The following is a 15579-nucleotide window of genomic DNA, read 5'->3' as shown; positions in this document are numbered from 1 at the left end:
TGTCCTTAGACCAGCGCCTTGGCTTCGTCGTCCATCGTGCCGTCGACCTTGTCGCCGTAGAGCAGCATCTCGGTATGTGCCGCGCCCGACGGGATCATCGGCAGGCAGTTGGCGTCCGGCGCGACGAGGCAGTCGACGATCACCGGCCCATTGTGGTCGAGCATCCGCATGATGCCGTCGTCCAGATCGCGCTCGTCGGTAATGCGGATGCCCTTCCAGCCATAGGCCTCGGCGAGCTTCACGAAATCGGGCAAGCTGTCCGAATAGGAGTTCGAATAGCGGCTTTCATAGGTCAGCTCCTGCCACTGGCGGACCATGCCCATGTATTCGTTGTTGAGGATGAAGATCTTGACCGGCAGGCGATACTGGCTCGCGGTGCCGAGTTCCTGGATGTTCATCTGGATGCTGGCCTCGCCCGCGATGTCGATCACCAGCGCTTCCGGGTGGCCGAGTTGCGCGCCGATCGCGGCCGGCAGGCCATAGCCCATCGTGCCGAGCCCGCCGGAAGTGAGCCACTTGTTCGGGTCCTCGAAGCCGAAATACTGCGCCGCCCACATCTGGTGCTGGCCGACCTCGGTGGTGATGATCGGACTGCGCTTGTGGGTGAGGGCATGGAGCCGCTCGACCGCCTTCTGCGGCATGATCATGCCCGGGTTCTTGGCCGAGCGATCCGGATAGGCGAGGCATTCGCGCGCACGCCAGCCGGCAATCCGCGCCTTCCATTCGCCGAGGTTCCTCGCCTGCCGCGTGCCCCATGCCTCGATCAGCTGCGCCAGCACCGTGCCGCAATCGCCGACGATCCCGAGATCGACCGGCACCGTCTTGTTGATCGAGGAGCGGTCGATGTCGATGTGGATCTTCTTCGAGTTGGGCGAGAACGCATCCAGCCGACCGGTCACCCGGTCATCGAAGCGCGCGCCGATGCAGACCATCACGTCGCACTTGTTCATCGCCATGTTGGCTTCGTAGGTGCCGTGCATCCCCAGCATCCCGAGCCAGTCGGGGTGCCGCGAGGGAAAGGCGCCGAGGCCCATCAGCGTCGAGGTGACGGGCGCGCCCGTCATGTCCTGGAACTGCCGCAGCAGGCGGCTCGCCTCGGGGCCGGAATTGATCACCCCGCCGCCCGTGTAGAAAATCGGGCGCTCGGCCGCCGCGATCATCTCGATCGCCTCGATGATCTGCTCCGCCGGGGCGACGGTCTGGGGCGCGTAGCGGTGCGATCCGGGACGCACCAGAGCGCGGCGCTCGGACGGGACGGCGATCTGCACGTTCTTGGGAATGTCGATCACGACCGGGCCGGGCCTGCCGGTGGTGGCGATCAGGAAGGCCTCCCTGATCGTCGCGGCAAGATCGGCCGGGTCCTTCACGAGGTAATTGTGCTTGGTGCAGTGGCGGGTGATGCCGATCGTGTCGGCTTCCTGAAAGGCGTCGGTCCCGATCAGGCTGGTGGGCACCTGGCCGGTGATCACGACCATCGGGATCGAATCCATCCACGCGTCGGCAATCCCGGTGATGGCGTTGGTCGCGCCGGGGCCGGAGGTGACGAGCACCACGCCCGGCTTGCCGGTGGCGCGCGCGTAGCCTTCGGCCGCATGGGCGGCCCCTGCCTCGTGGCGGACGAGGATGTGACGGATGCGCTCGTCGCCGAACAGCTCGTCATAGATCGGCAGAACCGCGCCGCCGGGATAGCCGAAGACGAACTCCACGCCCTGTTCGATCAGGCTCTGCACGAGGATCGCCGCACCGCTCATGGCGGCGGGATTGTCCGAGGGGGCAGGGGCCGGCTGACCGGGCACGGGGAACTCCATCATTGCGCTCGTCGATAAGAAAACCGGCCCGACGCAGGGGGGTGCGCATCGGGCCGAGTGACACCGCCGCTAAATGTCATAATCTGATAAGTCAACACCTATTTGCGCAATAATGATGCGAAAGCAGCCTCGATGTCGATATTTTCATGTTCCCGATCGGGATGGACGCGCGGCCAGTCTGCTGGCGGTTGGCGGCGGAACCAGGTGAACTGGCGCTTGGCGTAGTTGCGGGTCGCCTGGGCACCCGAGGTAATAACCTCGTCGGCCTCGATCTCGCCGGCGAGCCAGGCGGCGATCTCGGGCACGCCGATGGCGCGCATCACCGGAAGCTCGGGATCGAGCCCGCGCGCGAGCAGCGTCTCGACCTCGACGATCGCGCCCTGGTCCAGCATCGCCTCGAACCTTGCGTCGCAGCGGTCGTAGACCCACTGCCGCTCCGGCTCGACGATCAGGGGATGGAGCGTCACCTCCTCGGCGATCCCGCCCGCCTTGGCGAGCTGCCAGTCGCCGAGCGTCACCCCGGTCGAACGCTTGACTTCGAGAGCGCGGGCGATCCGCTGGCTGTCGCCCGGGTCGAGCATGGCGGCGCGCTCCGGGTCCTCGATCTGGAGCAGCTTCCAGGCGTCGGCCTCGTCCATCGCCCGCACCTGCGCGCGCACGGCGGGATCGATTGCGGGGATCGGGGCGATCCCCTCCAGCAGCACCTTCAGGTAAAGCCCCGTCCCGCCGACGAGAATCGGCACCGCGCCGGCCGCATGGATATCCGCGATCTCGGCCTTGGCGCGGTTCGCCCAGGCGGCGGCGGAGCAGGCCTCGCTGCCGTCCCACGCGCCGAACAACCGGTGCTCGATGCCCTCCATCTCCTCCTCGGAAGGGCGCGCCGACAGGATCTGCAGGTCGGCATAGACCTGCGCGGAATCGGCATTGACGATCACCGCCCGCCGGCCATCGGCGGCGAGGCGATGGGCGAGGGCAAGCGCGATCGCGCTCTTGCCGCTGGCGGTCGGCCCTGCAATGAGCGCGAGCGGGTTCTCAGGAGTGACAGGCATGCTCATTGCGCGGCTGATAGCAGAGACGAGTGAATGTGAAACGCGTCTCGATGCGCTTGGCGCGGCGCTGGCCCGGGCCGGGGCGCCGCTGGCGGCGGCGGCGATGCCCGGCGGCGAGGACGACGTGCTGGAACTGCACATAGAGGGCGGCGACCCTGCCGCGGTGCTGGCGGTAATCGACGCCACCTTCACTCCCCCCGCCATGCTGGTCGCGCAGGATGCCATCGAAGTGCCCGCGCTGTTCGTCTCGGACATGGATTCGACCATGATCGGGCAGGAATGCATCGACGAGCTGGCCGACTATGCCGGGATCAAGCCGCAGATCGCCGCGATCACCGAGCGCGCGATGCAGGGAGAGCTCGATTTCGAGTCCGCCCTGCGCGAACGCGTGGCGCTTCTGGCGGGGCTCGACGAGAGCGCGATCCACGCCTGCCTCGCCGAACGCATCACCGCCACGCCGGGCGCGAAGACGCTGGTAGCGACGCTCGCGGCGCTGGGCACGCGCACCGTGCTGGTGACGGGCGGCTTCCACCATTTCGCCGATCCGGTCGCCGAGATGCTCGGCTTCCACCGCGTTGTCGGCAACCGGCTCGGGGTCGAGGGCGGGAAGCTGACCGGCGGGCTTGTCGGGCCGATCACCGATTCCGCGGTCAAGGCGGCGGTGCTCGCGGAGGAGGCGTCCGTTTTGGGCGAGGGTGTCCACAGCCTTGCCACGGGCGACGGCGCGAACGACATCCCGATGATCAAGGCGGCGACCTACGGCTTTGCCTATCGCGCCAAGCCCAAGGCGCGGGCGGCCGCCAACGGCCGGGTCGACGCTTGCGATCTGACGGCGGTGCTGACGTTGCTCGGCGTTCCGCGCGGGGAGTGGCGCGAGGCTTGAGGCGCGGCGCGCGGGGAAGCGCACAAAAAGGTTTCGTCCGCGAACCGAATCGGCTATTAACACTCGTGTAAGCAAGTGGACGCTAGACAAGCCCAGCCCTCAAGGATTGCACGACCATGCCCCGAACCGATCGTGATGCCTACACCCGGATGTTCGCCGCCGACGGCACGGTGCTGCTGCACCCCGAGCGGCCGGAATCGAAGTATCGCCCCCTGCGTGCGATCCAGAATTTCCAGATGCTGATGAAGGACAAGGAAGACACGGCGGCGGTGTTCCGGATCTTCGAATCGCTTCCCTCGAAGGATTTCCTGCCGCGCATTGCGGGCCTCGCCCTGTCCGAACGCGGAACCTATCTGCGCGAGACCGAGCCGTGCCTGCCCGAGATCCTCGACGATCACGCCGCCCTGCGCCGCACGCCCAAGGGCAGTCTTGCCCATGCCTATTGCGATTTCATGGAGGCCGAAGGTCTCTCGGCCGCGGGCCTCGTCGCCGAAAGCGACCGCGCCGGGCGTCCGCGTTTCCCGGATCTTGTCGAGTGGTACATCAATCGCTCGCGCGACACGCATGACATGTTCCACGTGCTGACCGGCTATGGCCGCGACGCGCTGGGCGAGGCTTCGGTGCTGCTGTTCACCCACGGTCAGGCGCCGAGCCAGGGGCACCTCCTGATCGGCTACGCGGGCGCCGCCAACATCAAGAAGATGGCAAAGGGCACCAAGGCTCCTGTCTTCGGCGCCGTGCGTGAAGCCCATCGCATCGGCAAGGGCGCGCCGCCGCTGATCAACCAGCCGATCCGCCAGCTGCTCGAACGCCCGATCGAGGATGTGCGTGCCGAGCTGCGCATCCCGCAGCCGGTCAAGTACCGCGAATGCCACCGCGTGTGGCAGGCCGAGGGTATCGATCCCTTCAACCTCCTCGCCAGCCGCACTCCGGCCGAGCCGGAATTGCTGGCGGCCTGACCGGCCTCACAGCCAGCTGGCGATCTGCTCCAGCGGCTTCTTGACGAGCGCGCGGGCCGGCACCGTGGCATCGGCGGCGGGCCGCCCTGCTACGATGATCATCACCGGTTTCTCCCACTCGGGCCGACCGCAGAGCTTCCTCAGGAAACCCATCGGCGAGGGCGTGTGGGTGAGCGTCGCCACGCCTGCCTCGTGCAGCGTCGCCAGCAGCAGGCCGCAGGCGATGCCGACGCTTTCGTTAACGTAGTAGTTCTGCGTCATCCCGTCCTCGTCGATCCCGCCTTTGCGCTGGGCGAAGACGACGATCAGCCACGGCGCGATTTCGAGGAAGGGCTTGTCGGCATCCGTGCCCAGCGGGCCAAGCGCGGCAAGCCATTCCTCGCCCGCCTTGGGTGCATCGCCATCGGCGCCGTAGAAGCGCCGCTCTTCGGCCTCGGCGGCCTCGCGGATCGCGCGCTTGCGCTCGGGCGAGCCGATCACGGCGAAGTGCCAGGGCTGGTGGTTCGCTCCCGAGGGCGCGCTCCCCGCGGCATCGATCGCGGCCTCGATCACCGCGCGGGGCACGGGTTGGTCGGAGAAGTCCCGGCACGTCCGCCGCCCGCGCAGGCGGGCGGCAAGGGCGCGCGCGCGGGAAACGGCGTTCTCGTCGTCGAGTGCAGCAAGGGCATAAGGGAGGGCGTCGTGTTGCTGCATCCCGCCGTCCCTAGCCGATGTCCCCGCTCAGTGCGAGGACACGAGCCGGGTGTCGCCGGTTCGGGCGTTGTAGAACAGCTCGAAATGCCAATCCTCGCACAGGTCGAGGCCCTGCCAGATCGCGTGCTCGCCATCGTCGTAGACGACCATGAGATCCCAGTCGCAGGTGTTCTCGGAGCGGCGGAAGTCGATCTCGACCTCCTGTCCGTCGGTGAGCACGTCGCGGTCGAGGACGTCCTCCTCCCAGCTGCGGTTGGCCGAAGGCGCGATGTAGACTTCGGAGATGGTGTAGCCGGTCGAATTCACGACGGTGATCTTCTCGAACATCTGACCGAGCGCGGGCACGGCGGCCAGCGTCGCCATCGCAAACCCGCCGAGCGCGGCGGCAATCCTCGTCTTTTTCAAGGCCGGTCCCCCCTGTCCCGATTGTGTGCCGACTATATCGCGCTCCTTGACGGGACAAAAGCCGCTTCGCTTCCTGTCGCAGGGGCCGTCGTCATCGACAGTTAACTGACACGGATGTTAGTATGCCGGCACGAACCCGCGATTCGCGCAAAAGGACGATACCCGATGGCCGTCACCGATCTCCCGCTCGTGGCCCCCGACCGCAAGACCTCGGGCTTCCGGCCCTTCAAGGTGCTGCACCACTTCGGCAAGTTGGTCGAGGACAAGGAGGACACCGAACAGGTCTTCCACATCATCGAGGCGACCAAGGGCAGGAAGAGCCACGCCCAGGCGCACGCCTTCATCCGGTCGGACGAGGGCCAGCGATTCATGCGCGAGGGCGTGGATATCCCCGCCATGCTCGACGGTCATGCGCGCTGGGCCGATTGCGGGCCGAACACCGTGGCGGCGCATTACATCGCCTTCATGAAGCGCGAGGGGCTCTCGGCGGCGGGGCTGGTGGCGGAAAGCCACAAGTGGGCTCCGCCCGAAAGCCTCCCCAAGGACCAGACGCAGTGGTATTTCGACCGCCTGCGCGACACGCATGACCTGTTCCACGTGCTGACCGGCTATGGCCGCGATGCGCTGGGCGAGGCGAGCCTGCTCGGCTTCAGCTACGAGCAGAACCACAACAAGGGCATCCTGTTCATCGCCTATGCCGGCGCCCGCCAGATCAGGAAGGTGAGCGGCACGAAAGCGCCCGTCTTCGCCGCGATCAAGGAAGGCCGCAGGCTCGGCCGGGCGGCGGCGAAGATCGCGCATCAGGACATCGCCGCGCTGATGCGCGAGGATATCGGCGCCGCCCGCACGCGGCTCGGGATCGGGAAGCCGGAAGTCTATCGCCAGTGCCTCGCGATCCTCGCGGGCGAGGGGATCCTGAGCCAGGAACTGACGCTCGGCAGCGCGCAGGCGGCCTGAGGGGGCTCAGGCCTCCATCCACTCCTCGAAGAACCGCTCGTTCGCGGCGCGCAGCTCGGCCAGCGGCACGCCGAGCACGCTGTCGCCGCCGACCGTGCCGATGCGCTGGAAGCCGATCTGTGCCGTCTCGTCGTCGCGGGTGCCCTTGGACAGGGCCTCGTTGAGCGCGGCAACATCGGGGACGGTGACGAGATAGCGGCCCTGGTCCTCGCCGAACCACCACTGCGCGGGGGTGTAGGCGGGGTTGCCGGCAGGATCGACCTCGGCACCGATGTTCCCGGAAAGGGCCATTTCCGCCAGCGCGACCGCGAGGCCGCCATCGGAAAGGTCGTGGACGGCGTTCACCAGCCCGTCGGCGATCAGTTCGTGGATGATCTCGCCCGCAGTGCGCTCGACGGTGAGGTCGGTCGGCGGGGTGCGGCCTGCCTCCATTCCCTTGACCACGCGCAGCCACAGCGAGCGGCCGAGGTGCGAGCGGGTGGGGTCGGGCTTGGCCCAGAACTCGGGGCCGACGAGGTAGATCGCATCGCCCGCCTGCTTGAAGTGCATCGTCATCATCCTGGACAGGTCGGTGATGATGCCGACGCCGCCGATCGCCGGCGTGGGCAGGATCGCGGAGCCGCCGCCGGTCGCCTTGGACTCGTTGTAAAGGCTGACATTTCCGCTGACGATGGGGAAATCCAGAGCCCGGCAGGCGTCGGCCATGCCTTCGAGGGCGTGGACGATCTGCGCCATGATCTCGGGGCGCTGCGGGTTGGCGAAGTTGAGGCAGTTGGTCACCGCCAGCGGCCGCGCGCCGACCGCGCAAAGGTTGCGGTATGCCTCGGCAATGGCCTGCTTACCGCCTTCGTACGGGTCGGCGAAGACATAGCGCGGGGTGCAGTCGGTGGTGATGGCGAGCGCCTTGCCGGTCCCGTGCACCCGCACCACGCCCGCATCGCCGCCGGTCTGGAGCGTGTCGGCCCCGACCTGCGAATCATATTGCTGCGCGATCCAGCGGCGCGAGGCGAGATCGGGGGATGACATCATTGCGAGAAGGTCGGCCGCGATGTCATCGCTGGCCGGCACCTCGCCCAGCGGCGTCACGCCGGCCCAGGCCTTGTATTCCTCCTTGGAGAGGTAGGGCCGGTCATAGAGCGGCGCCTCGTCGGCGAGCGGGGCGAGGGGGATGTCGCACACCACCTCGCCGTTCCATTCGAGCACCATGTGCCCCGTGTCGGTCACCTCGCCGATCACCGCGAAATCGAGCTCCCACTTGCGGAAGATCGCCTCGGCCTCGGCCTCGCGGCCGGGCTTCAGGACCATCAGCATGCGCTCCTGGCTTTCCGAGAGCATCATCTCGTAAGGGGTCATGCCGGTTTCGCGGCAGGGGACCTTGTTCATGTCGAGCCGGATGCCTGCGCCGCCCTTGGAAGCCATTTCGACGCTGGAGGAGGTGAGGCCCGCCGCGCCCATGTCCTGGATCGCGACGATTGCATCGGTCGCCATCAGTTCGAGGCAGGCCTCGATCAGCAGCTTCTCGGTGAAGGGGTCGCCGACCTGCACCGTGGGGCGCTTGGCCTCGGCATCCTCGCCGAAATCGGCCGAAGCCATGGTCGCGCCGTGGATGCCGTCGCGGCCGGTCTTGGAGCCGACATAGACGATGGGGTTTCCGACGCCCGTGGCGGCCGAGTAGAAGATCTTGTCCTGATCGGCGACACCAACGGTCATGGCGTTGACGAGGATGTTGCCGTCATAGGCGGGGTGGAAGTTGGTCTCGCCCGCCACCGTCGGCACGCCGACGCAGTTGCCGTAGCCGCCGATGCCCGCGACCACGCCCTGCACCAGGTGCTTCATCTTGGGGTGCTCGGGCCGCCCGAAGCGCAGCGCATTGGCGTTGGCGATGGGGCGCGCGCCCATGGTGAAGACATCGCGAAGGATGCCGCCCACGCCCGTCGCCGCGCCCTGGTAGGGCTCGATGTAGGAGGGGTGGTTGTGGCTCTCCATCTTGAAGATCGCCGCCTTGCCGTCGCCTATGTCGATCACGCCCGCGTTCTCGCCCGGGCCGCAGATCACCCAAGGGGCCTCGGTCGGCAGTTTCTTTAGGTGGATGCGCGAGGACTTGTAGGAGCAATGCTCCGACCACATCACCGAGAAGATGCCGAGCTCGACGAGGTTCGGCTCGCGGCCGAGCGCCGAAAGGACGCGCTCGTATTCCTCGGGGGAAAGGCCGTGCTGTTCGACGATTTCGGGGGTGATGGCGCTCATGTGGGGACTCCTTGGGCAGGCCCCCTAGATCACCTGCCCTGCATCGCCAAGCCGCCGCGTTTCCTGAACCAGCGATTCTCCCCCACCCACGCCGCAAGCGCGGTGAGCACCCCGAAGGCGACCAGTGCCTGGATGTAGAGGAACGGCCCCGCGGCGGCGGGATGGGGGGCGAACCAGTTGACCAGCTGGAACAGCAGCATCACCCCCGCCAGCACCAGCGGCGGCCCCGCCGGACCACGGGTGCGGCGCAGGTAGAAGGCAAGCGCCCCGCCGGTCAGGCCCAGCTCCAGCGGCATCGCGATCCACGGCATGTTCCACAACCCGAGGCCGAGCTTGGGCGGCGTCCCGTTGAGCGTCAGGTCGGGCACGTGGACGAGGAAATCGAGCAGCCAGTGCGACAGCACCACCAGCCCCGCCAGCACCGCAAGCCGCACATCGCGCTGCCGGATCGCCACCACCCCGAGAAACGCGCCCGCCCAGATCGCCGTGCCGAGCAGGCTGTGGGTGAAGGGCATGTGATAGAGGTCGAAGGGCACCATCACGCTCGCTCCGGGATCGACGCGCATCGCCTCGATCCCGAACAGGGCGAGGGTGAAGAACCCCCAGTCGACCAGCTGTGCGGCCACGAACATCGTTCCCAGCTTCGGCCGGTCCGAGCTCAAGGCGGCAGCGACAAGCGCGGGGGCGAAGTGGCCGATGAACATCCTAGCCGGCGGCGGCAGGCGTGGCAGGGGCGAACTTCAGCACCGCCCAGGTCGCGATCGAACTCGCCGCGCCGGTCACGAAGGCGCCCCACAGGATATCGAGTACGCTGATATGGGTCGCCCACACCTTCATCACCGCCTGTGAGGTGAGGTCGAAGGTCGCATAGCAAAGCGCGCCCAGCAGGATGCCGTTGAGCATCGCGGCCTGCACCGTCCCGCTCTCGATCCCCGGGCGGATCGCGAACCAGGTGATCCCGGCGATGTAGATGAGGTAGAAGGCGACCGCCGCGGGCAGGTTGAAATCCTTGGCCATGATCTCGCCGATCACCGGCTTGTAGAGATTGACCGAGGCCCAGCGCAGCCACACCGCATCGAGCGCCAGGAACGATACGGCCGCCACGCCATAGGCGATGATCCACTTCAACATCTGTCCGGTTATCCTGTGCTGGTTGATCCGCCCGTCACGGCCAGCCTTGACCGCGCCCGCACGCCCCGTCAATGCTCCCGGCCATGGACGAGGGCACTTCATCACCGGCCGCCGCCGCGCCGGACATTTCCGCCATGAGCTTCGAACAGGCGCTCGCCGCCCTCGAGGCGATCGTGCAGCAGCTCGAACGCGGCGACGTGCCGCTCGACCAGTCGATCACCCTCTACGAACGCGGCGAGGCCCTGCGCGCGGCATGCCAGCAGCGGCTCGATGCGGCGCAGGCGCGGATCGAGCGGATCGTCACCGCCGCCGATGGCCGCGCCGCCGGCACCCGGCCCTTCGACACGGAGGGCTGAGAGCGATGCTGGCCGAGACCACGGGCGATGTGCTGGCGGACGCGATCAGGCGCACCCAGTCGGAGATCGATTCGCTGTTCGATGCGCTGCTTCCCGTGCCGGACGACACCAGCGCCCGTCTGGTCGAGGCGATGCGCTATGCCGCGATCGGCGGGGGCAAGCGGGTGCGCCCGCTGCTGGTGTGCAGCACCGCCGCGCTGTTCGGTGTCTCGCGCGACGCGGCGCTGAGGGCAGGGGCGGCGATCGAGGCGATCCACGTCTATTCGCTGATCCACGATGACTTGCCCTGCATGGACAACGACGATCTGCGTCACGGCAAGCCGACGCTGCACAAGGCCTATGACGAGGCGACCGCGGTGCTGGCGGGCGATGCGCTCCACGCGCTCGCCTTCGAGATTCTGGCCGACGATGCCACATCCGAGGATCCCTTCACCCGCAGCGAGCTGATCCTGACCCTCGGCCAGGCGAGCGGTATGAACGGCATGGCCGGCGGCCAGATGATGGACATGGTCGCGGACGAGGAGGGCGTGGTCTACGATCTCAGGACGATCACCCGCCTGCAACAGCTCAAGACCGGCGCGCTGCTGGCCGCGGCGGTCGAGATGGGCGCGATCCTCGGCAAGGTTCCGCCCGCTGGCCGCACGCATCTCAGGGCCTATGCCCGCGACATCGGCCTTGCCTTCCAGATCGCGGACGACCTGCTCGATGTCGAGGGCGATGCCGGGAAGGCCGGCAAGGCGCTGCGCAAGGACGATGAGCAGGGCAAGCAGACCTTCGTCACGCTGCTCGGGGTCGAGCGCGCCCGCGAACAGGCCCGCGCGCTGGTGGATCAGGCGGTGGAGCGCCTTGCCTCGCACGGCAGCGAGGCCGATGTGCTGCGCGCGCTCGCCCGCTACATCGTCGAACGCGACCACTGAGCGTCCGCGACAGGAGAGGAACAGCCCATGAGCCGCCGCGTCGGGATCTATCCCGGGACCTTCGACCCCATCACCCTCGGCCATGCCGACATTATCCGGCGCGGCGCCAAGCTGGTCGACTGGCTGATCATCGGCGTAACCACCAACCCCAGCAAGAACCCGATGTTCTCGACCGAGGAGCGCTTCCGCATGGTCGAGCGCGAGGTGGCGAACATGGGCCTCGGCAATGTCGAGGTGGTGGGCTTCAACGCGCTGCTGGTGAAGTTCGCCCAGAAGCAAGGCGCGAGCGTCATCATCCGCGGCCTGCGCGCCGTGGCGGACTTTGAATACGAGTACCAGATGGCCGGCATGAACCAGCAGCTCGACGACGATATCGAGACCGTGTTCCTGATGGCCGACGTCTCGCTGCAGCCGATCGCTTCCAAGCTGGTCAAGGAGATCGCGATCTACGGCGGCGACATCGCGAGGTTCGTGAGCCCGCCCGTGCGCGAGGAAGTGGTCGCGCGGGTGCGCGAACAGGGGCTCAAGGGCGACTACTGAGCGTCGCCCGCCCGGGGCCTCGCCCTTCATTCATTGCAGTGTCAGCCCGGCGGGTCTAAACGGCCCCGGAAATCCGGATGGAACCATGATCAAAGCCAAGTTCGCCGCCACCCTCGCCGTCTCCCTCGCCGCTTTCGGGCTGCTCGCCGCGCCGCAGGCGGCCTTCGCCCAGAAGCGCAAGGACGACACCCCGCCCGTGGCCTTCGGCGACAATGCCGACGAGCCCGACGAGGACGAGGCCGCCCCGGCGGCGCTGCGCACCTATGCGCCGATCGAATATGACCCGTCAGTCGATCCCGAGAACGTCTGGGTGCTCGACCTGTCGAACGGCCAGCGCGTCAAGATCCGGCTCCAGAAGGACTGGGCGCCCGGCCATGTCGAGCGCATCAAGACCCTGACCCGCGCCGGCTTCTACGACGGGGTGATCTTCCACCGCGTGATCGAGGGCTTCATGGCCCAGGGCGGCGACCCCACCGGCACGGGGCAGGGCGGCAGCGAGCTTCCTGATCTCAAGGCCGAGTTCAACCCCATGCCCCACGTGCGCGGCACCCTGTCGATGGCCCGCGCGGCAGAGGAAGACAGCGCCAACAGCCAGTTCTTCATCGTCTTCTACCCGCGCTTCAGCCTCGACAAGAAATACACCAATTTCGGCCGGGTGATCGAGAACATGGAAGCGGTCGACGCGATCAACCGGGGCGAGCCGCCGGCGAGCCCGACCTATATCGTCCAGGCCTCGCTCGGCAGCGACAACAAGGCTCCGCCCGCCATGTCCGCGCCCACCGACGACGCGCCGATCTCGGCCGACATGCTGAGCGCGCCGCTGCGCTAAGCCCCTTTTCGTGGCCGCGGCAGCGCATTATGCGCGCGGGCCATGAAAGTTGACCTGTTCGATTTCGACCTTCCGCAGGAACGCATCGCCCTGCGCCCCGTGCGCCCGCGCGATGCGGCGCGCATGCTGGTGGTGCGCGGCACAAATGCGCCTTTCGAGGACCGGGGCGTGCGAGACCTGCCGACGCTCCTCAACCCCGGCGACGTGCTGGTGTTCAACGACACCCGAGTGATCCCCGCCCAGCTCGAAGGCCGCCGCGCTGACGGGGAGGCGAAGATCGGCGCGACGCTGCACAAGCGCATCGACCTCAGGCGCTGGCAGGCCTTCCTCAAGAACGCGAAGCGCGTGAAGATCGGCGACCAGCTGGTGTTCGGCGGCGGGGTCACCGCCCTTGCCGAGGAACGCCACGATGACGGTTCGCTCACCCTGTTCTTCGAGGGCGAGGAGCCGGTCGAAGTCCTGCTCGACCGCGCCGGCACCATGCCGCTACCGCCCTATATCGCGTCCAAGCGCGGGGTCGATGCGCAGGACCACGAGGACTACCAGACGATGTTCGCACGCGAGGAAGGGGCCGTCGCGGCGCCCACGGCATCGCTGCATTTCACGGAAGCCCTCGTCGATGCGATCGACGCCGCCGGGATCGGGCGGGCGACGCTGACGCTCCATGTGGGAGCGGGCACCTTCCTGCCGGTCAAGGCGGACGATACCGACGACCACCGGATGCACGCCGAGTTCGGCCGCATCTCGCAAGAAACCGCCGACCGGCTCAACGCCGCGCGCGCGGCCGGGGGGCGGATCATCGCGGTCGGCACCACTGTCCTGCGCCTGCTGGAAAGCGCTGTGGACGAGGACGGCATCATCCAGCCCTTCGCCGGCGACACCGCGATCTTCATCACGCCGGGCTACAGGCTGAAGGCAGTCGACGGGCTCATGACCAATTTCCACCTCCCCAAATCGACCCTGATGATGCTGGTCAGCGCGCTGATGGGACGCGAGCGGATGCTGGCGGCCTATGCCCATGCCATCGCCAAGGAATACCGTTTCTACTCCTATGGTGACTCCTCGCTCCTCCTCCCCTAACCCCGGGGCATGAGCGAACCCATCCTCTCGATCCGCGGGCTGACCAAGACCTACAGGAACGGTCCGCGGGCGCTCGATTCGGTCGATCTCGACATCCGTAAGGGCGAGATCTTCGCGCTGCTCGGGCCGAATGGCGCGGGCAAGACGACGCTGATCGGTGCGGTGTGCGGGCTGGTGCGGCCGAGCGGGGGGACGATCCACGCCTTCGGGCATGACCTTTCGCGGGACTGGCGCGCGGCACGGGCGCGGATCGGGCTGGTGCCGCAGGAACTCGCCACTGACATGTTCGAGACCGTGTGGCGCGCCATCGCCTATTCGCAGGGCCTTTTCGGCAAGCCCCACGATCCCGCGCGGCTCGAAGAGATCCTCCGGAGCCTCTCCCTGTGGGACAAGAAGGACGCCCAGATCCGCGCGCTATCCGGCGGCATGAAGCGCCGCGTGCTGATCGCCAAGGCGCTCGCGCATGAACCCGAACTCCTGTTCCTCGACGAGCCGACCGCGGGCGTCGATGTCGAGCTACGCAAGGGGATGTGGGACCAGATCGCGGCGCTCAAAGAACGCGGCGTCACCATCATTCTCACCACCCACTATATCGAGGAAGCCGAGGAAATGGCCGACCGCGTCGGCATCATCCAGGGCGGGCGCATCCTTATGGTCGACGAGAAGCGCGCGATGATGGAGCGGCTCGGCACGACCGAGGCGGTGATCGAGCTTGCCGCGCCGCTCGCGGCCGTGCCCGAGGCGCTGGCGGACTTCGCCGTGGAACTGTCGGAAGGCGGCACCCGGCTCACCTATCGCGGCGGCAACGGGCAAGGGCGGGGCCGGGCGGAGATCGCGCAGCTGGTGCAGGCGCTGACCCGCGCCGGCATCGGCTTCGCCAGCCTCGACATCCACGACAGCTCGCTCGAGGACATCTTCGTCGGGTTGCTGGGCGACAAGGAGGCGGCGTGATGCATTTCAGCTTCCGCAGCGCCTATGCCATCTACCGCCGCGAGATGGCCCGCGCCTTCCGCACCGCCTTCCAGTCGATCCTCTCGCCGGTGCTGACGACCTCGCTCTACTTCGTCGTGTTCGGGAGCGTCATCGGGGCGCGGATGGAGCCGATCGGCGGGGTGCCCTACGGCGCCTTCATCATCCCCGGCCTCCTGATGCTGACCCTGCTCGGCGAGACCACCAGCAATGCGAGCTTCGGCATCTACATGCCGCGCTTCACCGGCACGATCTACGAGCTGCTCTCGGCCCCGGTGGGGGTTGCCGAGACTCTGGCGGGCTTCGTCGGCGCGGCGGCGACCAAAGGGCTGATCCTCGCCGCGATCATCCTCGGCACCGCCACCTTTTTCGTCGATTACGAGATCAGATACCCGCTGCTCGCCGCGCTCTACATCATGCTGGTGGCGGCGAGTTTCGCGCTGTTCGGCTTCGTGCTCGGCATCTGGGCGGACAGCTTCGAGAAGCTGGGGATCATCCCGCTGCTGATCCTCACGCCGCTGACCTTCCTCGGCGGCACCTTCTACTCGATCCGCGACCTGCCCGCGCCTTGGAATGCGGTCGCACTGGCCAACCCCATCGCCTTCCTCGTGAGCGGGCTGCGCTATTCCTTCTACGGCGTCTCCGATGTGCCCATCGGCCTGTCGCTGGGCCTGACGCTGGGCTTCCTCGCGGCCTGCACCATCGTCATCGCGGTGATCTTCCGCACTGGATGGCGGCTGCGCGAGTAACGGCCTT

The 15579-nt window shown here is 67.5% G+C and carries 17 protein-coding genes; 10 read left to right on the top strand and 7 right to left on the bottom strand.

Translation table 11 applies throughout. The features are described 5' to 3' along the window. Nucleotides 1-5: 5 nt before the first annotated feature. Together ilvB and miaA are read right to left on the bottom strand one after the other, a co-directional pair. A complete protein-coding gene (ilvB, locus tag ACMX37_RS08415; RefSeq protein WP_483148383.1) occupies nt 6-1751 on the bottom strand; it encodes a biosynthetic-type acetolactate synthase large subunit in 1746 nt (581 codons plus the stop codon). Between the two features lie 155 nt (nt 1752-1906). Next, nucleotides 1907-2863: a tRNA (adenosine(37)-N6)-dimethylallyltransferase MiaA gene (gene miaA / locus ACMX37_RS08410; protein WP_483145502.1), complete on the bottom strand. Its 957-nt coding sequence runs from the start codon at nt 2861-2863 to the stop codon at nt 1907-1909. Here miaA and serB point away from each other — a divergent pair. Together serB and ACMX37_RS08400 are read left to right on the top strand one after the other, a co-directional pair. Continuing rightward, entirely contained in the window at nt 2856-3740 is an 885-nt protein-coding gene (gene serB, locus ACMX37_RS08405) for a phosphoserine phosphatase SerB (RefSeq protein ID WP_483145501.1), read from the top strand. The genes miaA and serB overlap by 8 nt on opposite strands. A 116-nt stretch (nt 3741-3856) precedes the next feature. Beyond that, nucleotides 3857-4699, top strand: a complete 843-nt coding sequence (locus ACMX37_RS08400) for a Coq4 family protein (protein ID WP_483145500.1) — start codon at nt 3857-3859, stop codon at nt 4697-4699. A gap of 6 nt (nt 4700-4705) precedes the next feature. Here ACMX37_RS08400 and ACMX37_RS08395 read toward each other — a convergent pair whose 3' ends face one another. Both ACMX37_RS08395 and ACMX37_RS08390 read right to left on the bottom strand, forming a co-directional pair. Further along, nucleotides 4706-5392, bottom strand: a complete 687-nt coding sequence (locus ACMX37_RS08395) for a nitroreductase family protein (RefSeq protein WP_483145499.1) — start codon at nt 5390-5392, stop codon at nt 4706-4708. Between the two features lie 27 nt (nt 5393-5419). Beyond that, on the bottom strand, nt 5420-5797 hold the full coding sequence (locus tag ACMX37_RS08390) for a hypothetical protein (RefSeq protein ID WP_483145498.1): 378 nt from the start codon (nt 5795-5797) through the stop codon (nt 5420-5422). Between the two features lie 165 nt (nt 5798-5962). Here ACMX37_RS08390 and ACMX37_RS08385 point away from each other — a divergent pair, with 165 nt between their 5' ends. After that, nucleotides 5963-6754, top strand: a complete 792-nt coding sequence (locus ACMX37_RS08385) for a Coq4 family protein (RefSeq protein ID WP_483145497.1) — start codon at nt 5963-5965, stop codon at nt 6752-6754. Nucleotides 6755-6760: 6 nt separating this feature from the next. On the opposite strand, the gene purL is transcribed toward ACMX37_RS08385, so the two are convergent. The 3 genes from purL to ACMX37_RS08370 form a co-directional block, all read right to left on the bottom strand. Beyond that, nucleotides 6761-9001 (bottom strand): phosphoribosylformylglycinamidine synthase subunit PurL, encoded by a 2241-nt coding sequence (gene purL / locus ACMX37_RS08380; RefSeq protein WP_483145496.1) that lies wholly within the window; start codon nt 8999-9001, stop codon nt 6761-6763. Between the two features lie 29 nt (nt 9002-9030). Continuing rightward, nucleotides 9031-9633, bottom strand: a complete 603-nt coding sequence (locus ACMX37_RS08375; RefSeq protein ID WP_483148382.1) for a hypothetical protein — start codon at nt 9631-9633, stop codon at nt 9031-9033. 73 nt (nt 9634-9706) lie between these two features. Continuing rightward, nucleotides 9707-10204, bottom strand: coding sequence for a DUF2177 family protein (locus ACMX37_RS08370; RefSeq protein ID WP_483145495.1), 498 nt, complete (start codon nt 10202-10204; stop codon nt 9707-9709). Between the two features lie 11 nt (nt 10205-10215). Between ACMX37_RS08370 and ACMX37_RS08365 the strand changes: the two genes are divergently transcribed. The 7 genes from ACMX37_RS08365 to ACMX37_RS08335 all read left to right on the top strand — a co-directional run bounded on the left by ACMX37_RS08365 (nt 10216) and on the right by ACMX37_RS08335 (nt 15572). Next, nucleotides 10216-10488, top strand: a complete 273-nt coding sequence (locus ACMX37_RS08365) for an exodeoxyribonuclease VII small subunit (protein ID WP_483145494.1) — start codon at nt 10216-10218, stop codon at nt 10486-10488. Nucleotides 10489-10493: 5 nt separating this feature from the next. Beyond that, on the top strand, nt 10494-11405 hold the full coding sequence (locus ACMX37_RS08360) for a polyprenyl synthetase family protein (RefSeq protein WP_088914227.1): 912 nt from the start codon (nt 10494-10496) through the stop codon (nt 11403-11405). A gap of 27 nt (nt 11406-11432) precedes the next feature. Beyond that, entirely contained in the window at nt 11433-11945 is a 513-nt protein-coding gene (gene coaD, locus ACMX37_RS08355; protein ID WP_088914228.1) for a pantetheine-phosphate adenylyltransferase, read from the top strand. A gap of 85 nt (nt 11946-12030) precedes the next feature. Next, on the top strand, nt 12031-12774 hold the full coding sequence (locus ACMX37_RS08350; RefSeq protein ID WP_483145493.1) for a peptidylprolyl isomerase: 744 nt from the start codon (nt 12031-12033) through the stop codon (nt 12772-12774). Nucleotides 12775-12816: 42 nt separating this feature from the next. Continuing rightward, nucleotides 12817-13854 (top strand): tRNA preQ1(34) S-adenosylmethionine ribosyltransferase-isomerase QueA, encoded by a 1038-nt coding sequence (queA, locus tag ACMX37_RS08345; RefSeq protein ID WP_483145492.1) that lies wholly within the window; start codon nt 12817-12819, stop codon nt 13852-13854. 9 nt (nt 13855-13863) lie between these two features. Beyond that, nucleotides 13864-14805: an ABC transporter ATP-binding protein gene (locus tag ACMX37_RS08340; RefSeq protein WP_483145491.1), complete on the top strand. Its 942-nt coding sequence runs from the start codon at nt 13864-13866 to the stop codon at nt 14803-14805. Next, nucleotides 14805-15572, top strand: a complete 768-nt coding sequence (locus ACMX37_RS08335) for an ABC transporter permease (protein ID WP_483145490.1) — start codon at nt 14805-14807, stop codon at nt 15570-15572. The genes ACMX37_RS08340 and ACMX37_RS08335 overlap by 1 nt, the downstream gene beginning before the upstream one ends. Nucleotides 15573-15579: the final 7 nt, after the last annotated feature.

The sequence above is a fragment of the Porphyrobacter sp. THAI-01a genome, from assembly GCF_056868655.1.
This window is presented reverse-complemented; position numbering and strand designations above follow the sequence as displayed.

Excerpts from the sequence above, each read along its gene's own strand:
- ilvB (WP_483148383.1), bottom strand. The coding sequence starts at position 1,751 with ATGAGCGGTGCGGCGATCCTCGTGCAGAGCCTGATCGAACAGGGCGTG.
- serB (WP_483145501.1), top strand. The coding sequence starts at position 2,856 with ATGCTCATTGCGCGGCTGATAGCAGAGACGAGTGAATGTGAAACGCGT.
- miaA (WP_483145502.1), bottom strand. The coding sequence starts at position 2,863 with ATGAGCATGCCTGTCACTCCTGAGAACCCGCTCGCGCTCATTGCAGGG.
- ACMX37_RS08400 (WP_483145500.1), top strand. The coding sequence starts at position 3,857 with ATGCCCCGAACCGATCGTGATGCCTACACCCGGATGTTCGCCGCCGAC.
- ACMX37_RS08395 (WP_483145499.1), bottom strand. The coding sequence starts at position 5,392 with ATGCAGCAACACGACGCCCTCCCTTATGCCCTTGCTGCACTCGACGAC.
- ACMX37_RS08385 (WP_483145497.1), top strand. The coding sequence starts at position 5,963 with ATGGCCGTCACCGATCTCCCGCTCGTGGCCCCCGACCGCAAGACCTCG.
- purL (WP_483145496.1), bottom strand. The coding sequence starts at position 9,001 with ATGAGCGCCATCACCCCCGAAATCGTCGAACAGCACGGCCTTTCCCCC.
- ACMX37_RS08375 (WP_483148382.1), bottom strand. The coding sequence starts at position 9,633 with ATGTTCGTGGCCGCACAGCTGGTCGACTGGGGGTTCTTCACCCTCGCC.
- ACMX37_RS08365 (WP_483145494.1), top strand. The coding sequence starts at position 10,216 with ATGGACGAGGGCACTTCATCACCGGCCGCCGCCGCGCCGGACATTTCC.
- ACMX37_RS08360 (WP_088914227.1), top strand. The coding sequence starts at position 10,494 with ATGCTGGCCGAGACCACGGGCGATGTGCTGGCGGACGCGATCAGGCGC.
- coaD (WP_088914228.1), top strand. The coding sequence starts at position 11,433 with ATGAGCCGCCGCGTCGGGATCTATCCCGGGACCTTCGACCCCATCACC.
- ACMX37_RS08350 (WP_483145493.1), top strand. The coding sequence starts at position 12,031 with ATGATCAAAGCCAAGTTCGCCGCCACCCTCGCCGTCTCCCTCGCCGCT.
- queA (WP_483145492.1), top strand. The coding sequence starts at position 12,817 with ATGAAAGTTGACCTGTTCGATTTCGACCTTCCGCAGGAACGCATCGCC.
- ACMX37_RS08340 (WP_483145491.1), top strand. The coding sequence starts at position 13,864 with ATGAGCGAACCCATCCTCTCGATCCGCGGGCTGACCAAGACCTACAGG.
- ACMX37_RS08335 (WP_483145490.1), top strand. The coding sequence starts at position 14,805 with ATGCATTTCAGCTTCCGCAGCGCCTATGCCATCTACCGCCGCGAGATG.